At 55.6% G+C, this 13,431-nt stretch carries 11 protein-coding genes; 4 read left to right on the forward strand and 7 right to left on the reverse strand.

Translation table 11 applies throughout. The features are described from left to right. Nucleotide 1: 1 nt before the first annotated feature. From AACZ19_RS00325 to AACZ19_RS00350, 6 genes are all read right to left on the reverse strand, one after another. On the reverse strand, nucleotides 2–1,222 hold the full coding sequence (locus AACZ19_RS00325) for an AAA family ATPase (protein ID WP_339630066.1): 1,221 nt from the start codon (nucleotides 1,220–1,222) through the stop codon (nucleotides 2–4). A gap of 12 nt (nucleotides 1,223–1,234) precedes the next feature. Continuing rightward, a complete protein-coding gene (locus AACZ19_RS00330) occupies nucleotides 1,235–1,858 on the reverse strand; it encodes a hypothetical protein (RefSeq protein WP_339630067.1) in 624 nt (207 codons plus the stop codon). Between the two features lie 18 nt (nucleotides 1,859–1,876). Next, a complete protein-coding gene (locus tag AACZ19_RS00335; RefSeq protein ID WP_339630068.1) occupies nucleotides 1,877–3,280 on the reverse strand; it encodes a type II and III secretion system protein family protein in 1,404 nt (467 codons plus the stop codon). A gap of 6 nt (nucleotides 3,281–3,286) precedes the next feature. Next, on the reverse strand, nucleotides 3,287–4,138 hold the full coding sequence (gene cpaB, locus AACZ19_RS00340; protein ID WP_339630069.1) for a Flp pilus assembly protein CpaB: 852 nt from the start codon (nucleotides 4,136–4,138) through the stop codon (nucleotides 3,287–3,289). 9 nt (nucleotides 4,139–4,147) lie between these two features. After that, entirely contained in the window at nucleotides 4,148–4,645 is a 498-nt protein-coding gene (locus AACZ19_RS00345) for a prepilin peptidase (protein ID WP_339630070.1), read from the reverse strand. A 67-nt stretch (nucleotides 4,646–4,712) separates the two neighbouring features. After that, complete coding sequence (locus tag AACZ19_RS00350) at nucleotides 4,713–4,898, reverse strand: Flp family type IVb pilin (RefSeq protein WP_339630072.1); 186 nt, start codon at nucleotides 4,896–4,898, stop codon at nucleotides 4,713–4,715. Between the two features lie 645 nt (nucleotides 4,899–5,543). Here AACZ19_RS00350 and AACZ19_RS00355 point away from each other — a divergent pair. Further along, nucleotides 5,544–6,776: a glycosyltransferase gene (locus AACZ19_RS00355; RefSeq protein WP_339630074.1), complete on the forward strand. Its 1,233-nt coding sequence runs from the start codon at nucleotides 5,544–5,546 to the stop codon at nucleotides 6,774–6,776. An 11-nt stretch (nucleotides 6,777–6,787) separates the two neighbouring features. Here AACZ19_RS00355 and AACZ19_RS00360 read toward each other — a convergent pair whose 3' ends face one another. Then, entirely contained in the window at nucleotides 6,788–7,702 is a 915-nt protein-coding gene (locus AACZ19_RS00360) for a glucosaminidase domain-containing protein (RefSeq protein WP_339630076.1), read from the reverse strand. Between the two features lie 315 nt (nucleotides 7,703–8,017). Here AACZ19_RS00360 and AACZ19_RS00365 point away from each other — a divergent pair, with 315 nt between their 5' ends. From AACZ19_RS00365 to AACZ19_RS00375, 3 genes are read left to right on the forward strand one after another with little or no spacing between them, the layout of a single operon-like run. Beyond that, on the forward strand, nucleotides 8,018–9,322 hold the full coding sequence (locus AACZ19_RS00365; protein ID WP_339630078.1) for an FAD-dependent oxidoreductase: 1,305 nt from the start codon (nucleotides 8,018–8,020) through the stop codon (nucleotides 9,320–9,322). 31 nt (nucleotides 9,323–9,353) lie between these two features. Continuing rightward, nucleotides 9,354–11,771: an FAD-dependent oxidoreductase gene (locus AACZ19_RS00370; RefSeq protein ID WP_339630080.1), complete on the forward strand. Its 2,418-nt coding sequence runs from the start codon at nucleotides 9,354–9,356 to the stop codon at nucleotides 11,769–11,771. A gap of 25 nt (nucleotides 11,772–11,796) precedes the next feature. After that, entirely contained in the window at nucleotides 11,797–13,344 is a 1,548-nt protein-coding gene (locus AACZ19_RS00375; RefSeq protein WP_339630082.1) for a trimethylamine methyltransferase family protein, read from the forward strand. Nucleotides 13,345–13,431 lie beyond the last annotated feature (87 nt).

Raw genomic sequence — 13,431 nt, forward strand, 5'->3', positions numbered from 1 at the left:
CTTACCCTCCCATCAGGCCGGACAACCAGCTGGAACGACGCTTGCTATCTCTTTGGCCGACCAACTCCGCCGCAAGCCGATGATAGGCATCGGTAACCGGGGATTTCCGGCGGGCGACCGGCTCTCCGTTCAGGCTGGCAAGCGCCAGCTTCTTCCGATCGAAAGGAATGACCATATCGATCGGGTGATCAATAAATTTTGCTATTTTATCGAGCGGGACATCGGCGCGTCCGCCGGAGCGAACCCGATTGAGGACAACCAGCGTTTTGTGGGCCTCTGCATCCTTTTCCAGCAATTTCAGGATGCGCGCTGCATCACGCACAGAGGCCAGTGACGGATCCATGACCAGCACCCGCACGTCGGCGGTGCGCAATACCTCCATGGCGACGGCGGGCGGGTTCCGGTCAATATCCTGGATAATGAAATGAAAACGGTTCCGCAGATGCTGCATCAAGGCAGCAACAGCGGCGGAGTCGTATTCCTGCTCTGTCTCAAGATCGCATTCGGAAGCGAGCAGCTTGAGCCTTTCCGCCGCGTCCAGTATGGCACGATCGACGAACACATTGTCGAGACGATCCGGCCCGGTCAACAGTTCGGCAAGACCGGAAGAAGGTTCCAACCCCATTTCAAGGGCCAGAGTGCCGCTTGTCAGATTGAGATCAGCAAGCGCCACATGACGGTTATACACATTGGCGAGCAGCCACCCCGTGTTAAGCGCGGTTGTTGTCGCCCCGACACCCCCCCGGACACCATAGACGGCGACAGTTTTACCGGTTCTCTGATCTGTTCCCCGCACAGCGCCCCGCCCGTTGGCCCGGGCAATGGCCTTATATAAAAGATCGGAGGGAACCGGTTTGACCAGATAATCCGTCACGCCGATATCCATAAGGTCGCGATAGAGCCCGACATTGTCCCGTGTGCCCAGCACTACCACATTGACCTGGGGCGGGCTGATATCGGCCAACTCCTGCAAATCAGAAAGCGGCAGGGGCGTATCGGAGATATCGACGATTAAAACCCCCGGCATCGATTTTGTTTCATAATCCCGGATGGCATCCTGAATGGAACCCCTGACAATACGGGATTTGTCGTAGCCCCATTTGGGGAGCAGCTCATTCAGATACTTTTCCGTTTCCCTGTCGGCAACATAGGCCGCCGTGGTGACCGCCGGATTGTCGCTTGCCGGGAATGTCACGATCTCGGGTGTTTGCCGTTTTGCCATGCTGCCCGCCCTCTAGTTGGATCGCTGTGGAAAGGGGGTGGGGGTGGCGTTCTGCCATGTCGTCACTGCCTTGACATCCGGTCCTGCAAGGGACGGGGCTAGCGCACGTCCATGGCGCCAGTCTTCAGGGCGGGCAAGGCTGAGCATCCGGTTCTGCTCAACCGCGCAGCCAAACCCCGGCGATGTCATGGCAATGTGATCGAGCTTGCGGAACGAAAGATCAGTACCGCAATCGGCCAGGCGATAGTAGTAATAAGTCACGCTGACGGTCAGTGCTGGCCCTTTCGGACTATGCGTCACCGGGCTCACCTCGATATCGCTTGAGCGTGACAGTCCTGACTGTTGCAGCCTCTCCATAAGCCCGGATTCATCGAAACTGTCGCCAGCGGGGAGAAAATTGACGTAGCCCGGAGGATCACGGCGCAGATCCTCCAGAAAATCCGCAAAAGAAAGCCCGTCACGCGCCCGAAGCTCGCCGTCATTTCCCTGCGGTGAAAAGGTAATGAGATAGCTTTTACTCTCGATCCCGTTCTTTGCCTGACCGACTGGCAAATTCGTCGGATTTTGCGGGGCTGTACAACCGCTGAGGATCGGAAGAAAGAGCAAAAGAAACGCAACGTATATGATCCTTGTCATCGTATTTCCCATTCCTGCTCAGTAAATATAGCCCGCCGGCCCTTTGAGGGTCAGGCCGCCCTGCCCCGATCCGCCCGGGATCTCCGGCGCAAGGGCAGGTCTGGCAAGCTTGCCCTCGGTCATTTTCTCGACGAGACCGGTCGGTCGATAGCGGTCCGTTGGAGTAGCGAGAGCAATATTCTCCCGCGGCTTCACGATGTTCGCCGTTGCAATGATCACCAGCTCAGTTTCCATATTGCGGTAGCGGGTGGACCGGAACAACGGACCGAGGATTGCGAGATCCGCGAGCCAGGGTACTTCATTGACAATATTCCGGGTCTGGTTCTGCAAGAGCCCGGCGACAGCGAAGCTTTGGCCGCTGGCAAGCTCGATGGTCGCCTCCGTCCGCCGCACGGCAATGCCCGGTATCTGGAAATTATTGATAACAACTGCCCCGACCTCGGAAATTTCGCTCACTTCCGGCCGGATATGGATACTGATCCGCTTGTCGGACAGGACAGTCGGTGTGATATCGAGGATGACACCGAATTTCTTGAACTCGATCGTGACCTGCTCATCATTGGCAGAGACGGGAATCGGAAATTCCCCGCCGGCGAAAAAGCTTGCCGTTTCACCGGAGCGGGAGGTCAGGTTCGGTTCCGCCAGAACCGTTAGCAAATTTTCCTCCGCCAGGGCGTCGATCACGACAGACGCCGACCCATTGCTTCCCTGGTACCCCAGAAAGCCGCTACCCCCGACGCCGCTGTTTGCCGAATTGGGGATGAACAGGTTTCCGACGGCCGTCGGCCAGCGGTTGGTGATCAACCCGATTGCCAGCGATCCCGGATTTAGAAGCACATCCCAGTTGATCCCGAGGTTTTTCGTGGCCTCCCGGTTCATCTCGACAATGCGCACCCGGATATTCACCTGCGAGGCCGCCAGCATCTCAATGCGATTGACGATCTCCTCCCCGTCGCTGAGAAACCCCCTTACGACGGAGGCAATCTGTTCGGCCTGAACCGGTGTCTGTGCCAGGCCCGAGAGCAGAATGCGGCCGGGCGTCGACTGGACGGCGAGATTACTTTTCGGAAATTGCTCCTTCAGCAACGTCGAAAGCGTTTCAAGGTCCCGGGTCACCGTAACTGACTGGTCAAAGACTGCCCGCCCGTCCGCGCCGAGCGCCATGATATGAGTTCGCCCCGGTGCCTTCCCGAACACAAACAGGCCATTGGTGGCGGTGACCTGGATGTCGGCAATGGCCGGATTTGTTACCAGTACTTCCGTCACCGGCGTTTTCAGAGGAAAGAGCCGCCCCTGGTTGACCTCAAGCGACAGGCTGGCCTGCCCCGCCGTCTCCGCCGCCTGAGCGCGGGGAGGTGATAGCAGGATAAGCACCCCCAGCATCAGGGCAAGCAATCCAATTTTGCCGATATGATATTTCATTTGCCCCTATTGACCTCCGCCCGTGAGTGTGAGGACTTTTGTCTCACCGCCGCGGAATATCCGAACCTCCCGCGACGTATCCCGAACAACGGGCCGGGACGGAGATTTCAACTCGGGAAAGAGATCGCTGGCCGAAAAGGAGGCCATTTCTGACTTGATCCGGGAGGCAGCAGGCGTATTTTCACCGCGCAGAGAAATCCGCAAGTGCCCTATGGCCTCCGCCACTGACACCAACTCGACATCTTCCGGCGTGAGCGCCAGTGTAAGAGTGCCGGGCGCGCCGGAATTCGCCCCAACGGCGGAGACGCCCGCCCCGACTCCAATAACACGTACACTCTCAAGAATGGTTTTCACGACCGTCTCCCCGGCCCGAACGGCACCAGCGGGCGCCTTATAGGTCAGGATCAGATCAACACGGTCCCCGGGACGAAGCTCGTCAAACTCCCGGGCATTATCGATTGCAACTGGACGCGCGCGCGTTCCCTCCAATAGTAGCGCTTTCAGGTATCCGGGGTCCGTTGGTAGAATGAATTGAGTTTTCCGAATAAAGCTGCCGTTTGGCATATCCCGTGTGAGAACAGCACCCGGCCATTCCGACATATCGGTTTCCCCCTTGAGCAACAGCATCCCCGCGGAAAGGCTTTCCGGCACGACCTGCCAGTCCAGCATGCCTTTCTCCAGAATGTCGCCATCCCTTACATCCTGTGTCAGACTAAGCGCATATTGAACGGGCGCCTTTGCCGGTGCCAACAGGGGAACAGATGGCTGTTTCCTGTCATCGAAAAGGAACATATTGCCAAGATAAGCGGCAGAGCCGAGAAACAGGGCGGACAGAACTATGAAAATAAAACTTTTCATCACCCTCCTTTACCCCCCACTCAGATAGGACGTATAAAGCGCAGCAGTGCCGCCAGTTGCGATCGCGACACCATAGGGCACAGATGCCGCATAGGCAGGCTCCGGCGACGCCAGACGTTTCGTTATCGGCGCGAAAGCCCATTCACTGAGAAGGCGCAGCGGCGGAGAAATCATGACAAGGGCAAAGAGCCCACCGCTTAGCGCCGTGACAAGAAGAAAAGCAGGCCCCATGTCAGGCCCGACCCACAGCATGATGACCGTCGCAAGCTTGACATCGCCTCCACCAACCTTGCCAAAGAAAAAGCCGATGAACATGACGGCGAACAAGCCCATTGCCCAGAGCACATGCCCGGCGACATCAATCGGCCGCGCCGTAAAAAAGGCGTACAGCACAAACAGAAGCAGCAACGCGATGGAGATCCAGTTACGGATAATCCGTCGTGTGAGATCGGTCCAGGCTGCCAGCCAGAGCAATAAAATTGCGATTATCGGATAGTATGCGGTCATGATTTTCCTGTTCTCCCGCCGGAACATACCGATCCGGGCGGGAGGTGTTGACCTGTAACGAATTTGCTCAGTTCGGAGGAGTCGTGCCGCCAGATCCGCTGAGATCAATGGCATTGAAGGCTGTTTGCAGCTTGGTATAGAACGCCGTTCCGGCAACGCCGACAACCGCAGCGGCCGCGGCCGCCATCAAGGCATATTCAACTGCCGTCACGCCGGTCTCGTCATTCCATAATTCAGTCAGTTTATTTTTCATTTTATGATCCCCATAAGTCAGACTTGGCTAGTTAATTCAGGTCAGGCCGACAGGCCAAAAAAACCCTTTTAAATTGTTATATATTCATTATGAGACAGAATTAGCGAATCATGAAAGAAACAGATACTGGATCAGCTAAAATATATCGTCTCATTCTCTGGAACAAAAACCGAGAACACAACTGAAATGATTAATTCAATATCCATAAAATCTACTATATTAATAACTATCTATTATAGTTGATTTTTTTTCATCGAATTTTTTAGAACTATAAAAATTTTTTATGAGGGAGTCACATAAAATTTTATTTAATTATAGTTAATTTTATAGTTTTCTATGGTTAACGATCTATATTTCTATTTATATGATTTTATAAATCTTATATATTCTATTTATAGGTTTTTATTTTAACGAGATACCCTCGCTTTAATAGATTTGCAACAACCGAATCGATAAGATTCGTTTTATTTTTTATTCTACTTTTTAGTTAATAATCAAAATGTGATCTTCAAATTTTGCAAAACTATCGGAACGCAGTACTCTCTAATTACTAAAACAAAGTGCAATTACACTCGATCCCGGATATAAAGTTGAATTATAGGTCATAACCCCGTATATGCGTGACGTCGGACGCGGAGGTGAACCATGAACGAGATCGAAAATGCAAGACGCATCCTGATCTACAGCCACGACTCGTTTGGCCTTGGTCATTTGCGTCGATGCATGGTCATGGCAAACTCGCTTGTTGAGCAGAACCAGAATTTGTCGGTCCTTATTCTGTCCGGCTCCCCCATTATCGGAAGCTTTGATTTCAAGGCGCGGGTCGATTTCGTCCGTATCCCCGGGATCATCAAGCTGCGCAACGGCGAATACACCTCCCTTAGCCTGCACATTGATACCGAACAGACGCTTGCCATGCGCGCTTCCATTATCAAGCACACGGCGGAAACCTTCGATCCGCACATTTTCATCGTCGACAAGGAGCCCTATGGCCTGAAAGGCGAGGTAACGGATACGCTGGAAATGCTCAAAGCGGCCGGGACGCATCTTGTCCTCGGCCTTAGGGATGTCCTCGATGATCCATCGCTGCTCGGACCGGAATGGCAGCGCAAGAATGTCCTACCGGCACTGGAAGATCTCTATGATGATATCTGGATCTTCGGTGTCAAACAGATATACAACCCCCTCGCCGGTATAGACATCCCTGCAAATGTAAAGCGCAAGATCACCTATACCGGTTACCTCCCGCGATCCGTGTCCGCTGTCTCAGACCCGGCGATCCTGAGCGAGATGACGGAACCTTATGTGCTGGTCACTGTGGGCGGTGGCGGCGATGGCGACGTTCTGACCGACTGGGTCCTCCGCGCCTATGAAGGCAACCGTCAACCGCCACTCCATGCGCTGTTCGTCCTCGGACCTTTCATGCCGCCCGAAACGCGTGCCAGTTTCCGCGACCGTATCCAGAAACTGCCCCGCGTCCGCGCTGTCACCTTCGACAGCCATCTTGAAAGCCTGATGCAGGAGGCATCCGCCGTCGTTGCCATGGGCGGCTATAATACTTTTTGCGAAGTTCTTTCGATGAACAAGCGGGCCCTGATCATCCCGCGTACGGTCCCGAGGCTGGAGCAATATATTCGCGCAACCCGTGCCGCCGATGCCGGGCTGATCGGAGCATTGATTGATGACGGCGAACGCGAAAGCGACACCATGCTGACCGCGCTCCGCCATCTCGCGCAACAAAAGAAGCCATCCGAGGTTGTTATTCCTGGCCTTTTAGACGGGTTGACCAATCTCAACCGGCTGGTAAGGCTACGCTTCAAGGAAGTTGACAGGCGGCGGACAACGCTATCCGCATCGCGACGGGCCGTGTCAGACTGATGACAGCAACCCTACTCCAACTGTAGATACGTCACCTTGCCTGAGGCAAGGCGCACATGATCCAGTGGCGGCAGGCTGTTATGCTCCATTATCTCCTCGATAATCTTGACATAGGCTTCCCGTCGCTCTGAATAATCGATAAGGGTACCGACAAGGTCCGGTCCTGTGACCGGTTTACCCTTCGCCCTAAGGGCCGCGCGACGTTTCCTGAATTCTGCATATGAGCTATGGGAATTGAGGTTGAGCATATAGGCGCGCACGGAATCAAGTGGCGTCTTGAAAGCTTCGATACGATAATCGCCCTTGTTTTCCCGCTGCTCTTCGGGCTTGATGCCGCCGGTGTAGCTCCATTGTCCGAACAGGGCGTTGCCTTCCGCCGCGAAACGTGAGGTACCCCAGCCGCTTTCCTCCACCATCTGCGCCACGATCAAGGACGGCGGGATTGTGTCCATCCGCTCAGCGAACGCCGCCCAGAATTTGTCGTTCAACTCCTGTTCCTCAAGCGCATAAGCCGCCGCCTGTTCCTTCAGCCAGGCAATGTCATTCTCACTGAGCGTTTTACCCGCGCGGGAATCCTTCTCGAGTTTGCGCAGCTTTCCCTGATCCCGGATTATGCCATGATTGGCGACGAAGGCCAGCGGAATGGAAAGACGAAAGAACGTTCGCTTTTTCTCATCCACTGGCATCTCCGGCGCGATTTTCTTGCGCCATTCCTCCGGTATATCGAGGATGACGTATGGTGGCACATCCTGCTTGCCCTCTTTCCATTTGCGAATGGAATAGCCGTTCTTCTCGAAATAGCTGGCGAATTCATCGAAATTCTTGATTTTTATAGTTTCGGTTTCTGCCCGGGCCACGTGTCCCATCAAAAGGCCGGCCAACAGAAGACCGCCGCCCAGTATTTTCAACGTAAAAGTCCCTGGCATAACGTTTAGCTCCGCTACATGTTTCCTGCATAACAAAGTATGCCATGAAAGCCATCGCAAGGGGAGCATTAACAACGCTGTCTTTCCTGCGACTCTCTCTTGTGTTTGCAATTCATCGGCCGAAGAAGGCAAATTTCCGCCTTTAAGCCGATTTTGAATTTACATCCTTCCGACCCGCTTTTTTATAAAAACGACATCAGTTCCGATTTTTCACGGTGCCGCCACCCGATTATTTAATTTATGCTTGCCACCACTCTAAAGCCGGTGAAATAGTCTAGGGTAACACCGCATATAACGGTCAGGGAGAAGCCGCCAATGAGCGAAAAGTATGACGCCATTATCATCGGCGCCGGAGTCATCGGGGCCTGCATTGCTTATGAACTGTCGAAGGCCGGACGCAAAACCCTCTCGATCGACCGCCTGCCCGCCTCGGGCTATGGATCGACCGCCGCTTCCTGCGCCATCATCCGCACCTATTATTCCGCGCTCGATACCTGCGCGCTTGCCTATGAGGGCTGGTTCTACTGGAAGAACTGGGCAGACTATATTGGCACAACAGATGAAAAAGGCCTGATCAAATATCACGATACCGGCGCGCTGATCGTCAAGACCCCGCATAATGACTATATGCGGAAAATTTGCGCCCTCATGGACCAGATCGGCTGTCCCTATGAGGATCTGACGCCGGAGCAGATGCGCGAAAAGCTACCGATTATCGATACGCACCAGTTTGCCCCGGTAAAACGCCCGGAAGACCCGGCGTTCGGGGAACCGACAGGTGAGAGCGTTCCCGGCGGTGTCTTTTTCCCGCGCGGCGGCTATGTCAGCGACCCGCAGCTCGCCGCCCACAATGCCCAGCGCGCCGCCGAAGCCCATGGCGCCACCTTCAAGTTCAATGCCGAGGTTGCCGCCATCCGGCAGGAGAACGGCTATGTCATCGGCGTCACCCTGAAAGACGGCACCGACATTGACGCCCCCGTTGTCGTCAATGTCGCCGGGCCGCATTCAGCTAAGATCAACAAGATGGCGGGCGTACTGGAGGACACGAAAATGGACACCCGCGCCCTCCGTCACGAGGTCGCCCATGTCCCCTCGCCCGCCGGGTTCAACTATGAGACGGACGGCATGATCCTCTCCGACAGCGATGCCGGTATTTACTGCCGTCCGGAGCTTGGCAACCATATCCTGATCGGATCGGAAGATCCCAAATGCGACACACAGGAATGGGTCGATCCCGACAATTTCAACGAAGACTTTACGGAACAATGGAATGCACAGGTCCTCCGCCTCGCGCAGCGTTTTCCCGATATGGGAGTCCCGCGCCAGACCAAGGGCGTCGTCGCGCTTTATGATGTGACACGCGATTGGGTGCCGATCTATGACAAGTCGAGCCTGGGCGGATTTTACCTCGCCATCGGCACCAGCGGCAACCAGTTCAAGAACGCACCGGTCGCCGGACGGATGATGGAAAAACTGATCCGGGAATGCGAGGCGGGCCGCGATCATGATGTCGATCCGGTGCATTTCCATCTTGAAAATATCGATTACGATCTCTCCATGGGCACTTTTTCGCGCAACCGGGAGATCAGCCAGGACAGCAGCTTTACCGTGCTTGGATAAAGGAAAATGAACTAAAGAAAGGGGAGAGGTTATGAAATCCCATGTCAAGGTCGCCGTTATCGGCGGGGGTGTCGTCGGATGTTCCGTTCTGTATCATCTTGCCAAGCTCGGCTGGACCGATATCGCGCTGATTGAACGCTCCGAGCTGACCTCCGGCTCCACCTGGCACGCGGCGGGCGGATTTCATACCATCAATTCCGACACCAACATCGCCGCCCTGCAGGGCTACACCATCAAGCTTTATAAGGAGTTGGAGGAGCTGTCGGGCCAGTCCTGCGGCCTGCATCATGTTGGCGGCATCACGCTGGCGGGCACACCGGACCGCATGGATTACCTCAAGACCGAGCGGGCGAAGCATCGCTATATGGGTCTCGATACTCATATCATCGGGCCGGAAGAGATCAAGCAACTCTCTCCCATCACCAATGTCGATGGCGTGATCGGCGGGCTGTATGATCCACTCGACGGTCATCTTGATCCGTCCGGCACCACCCATGCCTATGCCATGTGCGCCCGCAAACTCGGCGCCGAGATTTACCTTCGCAACCCGGTACTCGAACTCAACCCGCAAACCGACGGAAGCTGGCAGGTCGTCACCAAGGAAGGGACGATCCATGCGGAATATGTCGTCAATGCGGGCGGTCTCTGGGCGCGGGAGCTGGGCGAGATGGTCGGCATCTTCCTGCCGCTGCATCCGATGGAACACCAATATCTGATCACCGAGGATATCCCGGAAATTTACGAGCTTGGGCGCGAACACCCCCATGTCATGGATCCGGAAGGAGAAAGCTATCTCCGGCAGGAAGGGCGCGGCCTCTGCATCGGTTTTTATGAGCAGGAGGCAGATCCCTGGGCAGTCAATGGCACGCCGCTTGATTTCGGCCATGAACTGCTGCCCAACAATCTCGACCGTATCGGCGACAGCATGGAATTTGCCTTCAACCGCTTCCCGGTGCTCGGTAAGGCGGGCATCAAGAATGTGATCAACGGCCCCTTCACCTTTGCGCCGGATGGCAATCCGCTGGTCGGGCCGGTGCCGGGATTGAGGAATTACTGGTCCGCCTGTGCCGTGATGGCGGGTTTCAGTCAAGGCGGCGGCGTCGGCCTTACCCTTGCTGAATGGATGATCGAAGGCGAACCCAGCCGCGATGTCTTCGCCATGGATGTCGCGCGCTATGGCGACTATTGCTCCCGCCCCTACGCGCGCAAGAAAGTGACCGAGAATTATCAGCGCCGGTTCAGTATCACCTACCCCAATGAGGAATTGCCTGCCGCCCGTCCCTTCCAGACAACCCCTGCCTATCCGATCTGGCGAGTACAGCGTGCCGTCTTCGGTCAGGCCTACGGGATGGAGGCGGTCAATTACTTCGCGCCGGAGGGCGAGCCTTTGTTGGAGACGCCGTCTTTCCGCCGGTCCAACGCCTTTGATGCGGTTGGCGCCGAGTGCCGGGCCGTCCGGACAAAGGTTGGCATCACCGAGATTCATAACTTTGGGAAATACAAGATCACCGGCCCCAAGGCGGCGGAATGGATCGATATGATCATGGCCGGGCGCGTACCCAAGGTCGGGCGGATGAGCCTGAGCCCGATGCTGAGCCCGAAGGGGCGGCTGATCGGCGATTTCACCATTGCAAGGCTGGCTGAAGAGGAATTTCAGCTCACCGCTTCCTTTGGGGCGCAAGGCTATCATCTTCGCTGGTTCTGGGACCATTTGCCCGAAGAGGGCGTTGAGATCGAGAATGTTTCCCTGAAGCGCATCGGCTTCCAGATCGCCGGTCCGCACGCCCGCGACCTGCTCGCCAAAGTTACCTATGAAGATGTCTCGACCGAAGCATTCCCCTTCATGTCGGTGAAGCGCATGGGCGTCGGGCTTTCCGATGCGATTGTCCAGCGGGTCACCTATACCGGCGATCTCGGGTATGAGATTTACGTGCCCGCCGATGAGCAGATCGCGCTTTATGAGGTGCTATCCGAAGCAGGAAAGGAATTTGGTCTTACTCCCTTCGGGATGCGGGCGATGATGAGCCTTCGGCTGGAAAAATCCTTCGGCTCCTGGATGCGGGAATACAAGCCTGACTACACGGCGGAGGAAACCGGGCTCGATCGCTTCGTCGCCTATAACAAGCCCGCCGATTTCATCGGCAAGGCGGCGGTACTGAAGGAGAAGGCGGAAGGCGTGACACGCAAGCTCTCCACCTTCGTTGTCGATGCGAAAGACGCCGATGTGCATGGAGACGAGCCGATCTGGAAGGACGGGGAGGTTGTCGGCTTCGTCACCTCCGGCGGCTATGCACATTATGTCGAAAAATCCGTCGCCCTCGGTTTCACGCCGCCCGGCATGATCGCCGACGGTGCTGAGTTCGAGATTGAAATCCTCGGTGAAATGCGGCCCGCCCGAATGGTGCTGGAACCGCTGCTCGATCCCGATGCCTCCCGCATGCGGGGATAAGCCGAACCCTTGAAAGGAACTGAGTATGTCGAGACGAAATGAACGGACTTCCGGGCGACGATCACGACGCGGAGGCCGGACCAAGGCAAGTTTCACACAGCTACCCAAACAGAAAGTTATCAACACATTCAAACCTGTAGAACTTCTCTCTGAGGATCAGCTTGAGGATATTCATAACGCCACCATGGATATTCTGGAGAATATCGGGATTATGGTGCGCCTGCCAAAGGCGCGGGAAATCCTGAAAAAAGCCGGGCAGAAAGTCGATGAAGACAAGCAGATCGTCTATTTCGACCGCGGCTTCGTCATGGAGGCCCTCTCCCACGCCCCGTCCGAATTTACCCTGCATGCCCCGAACCCCGACTGTAATCTCGAGATCGGCGGGAAGAACCTCGTTTTTTCCATGGTTGCCAGCACGCCGAATGCCACCGATCTGGATGGCGGCAGGCGGACCGGTAACCAGAAAGACTACCGCAACTTCCTGAGGCTGACCCAGAGCCTCAATGTGCTGGGAACCAGCGGCGGCTATCCGGTGGAACCGGTCGATGTGCATGCGTCGATCCGGCATCTGGAATGCGGCCGGGATTATGCGACTTTGACTGAGAAGGTCCCCTATATCTATTCCCTCGGCCGGGATCGCAATCTCGACGGGATCGAGATGGCGCGGATCATGCGCGGTATCAGCCATGAACAGATGCTGGAACAGCCGAGCCTCTTTACCGTTATCAATTCCAACTCGCCGCTGATGCTGGACCAGCCTATGCTGGAGGGTATTATCGAGATGGCGGCCCATGGGCAGGTTATCGCCCTCACCCCCTTCACCCTCTCCGGTGCGATGGCACCGGTCACCATCGGCGGGGCGCTTACCCAGCAGAATGCAGAGGCGCTGGCGGGGCTCAGCCTCGCTCAAACCGTTCGACCCGGCGCCCCTGTCATTTATGGCGGCTTTACCTCCAATGTCGATATGAAATCCGGCGCGCCCGCCTTCGGCACGCCCGAATATGCCAAGGCGACCATCGCCAGCGGACAGTTGATCCGCCGCTATAACCTGCCGTTCCGTTCCTCAAACGTAAATGCCTCGAACGTTGCGGATGCGCAGGCCGCCTATGAATCCGAAATGTCGCTCTGGTCTCTCGTTCTCGGTGGGGCCAATTTCGTCAAGCATGCGGCGGGCTGGCTCGAAGGCGGCCTCAGCGCCAGCTTCGAGAAGGTCATCATGGATGTGGAGATGATCCAGATGATGATTGAAATGATGAAACCCATTGATACATCAGCAGAATCCCTAGGGTTAGATGCCATGCGCGAAGCCGGTCATGGTGGGCATTTCTTCGGCACCCAACATACGCAGGAACGCTATCAGACCGCTTTTTACGAACCCATTCTGTCAGACTGGCGCAATTTCGAAAGCTGGGCCGAAGCCGGATCGCCTGATGCCCTGAAACGGGCCAATACGATCTATAAGTCGATTCTGGCGGAATATGAACAGCCAGTACATGACCCGGCAAGGCTTGAGGAGCTGAACGAGTTCGTTGATAAACGCATTGCCGACGGCGGCGTAAAAACCGATTTCTGACACTTACTCGAAAATATTACCGCGTCCATGTTGTCTCCTGCTAAATTCGGCATAGCTTTAGAGAAAGAGCTTATCCGGAGTATACCC

Source organism: uncultured Sneathiella sp. (assembly GCF_963973085.1).
Taxonomy (GTDB): Bacteria; Pseudomonadota; Alphaproteobacteria; order Sneathiellales; family Sneathiellaceae; genus Sneathiella.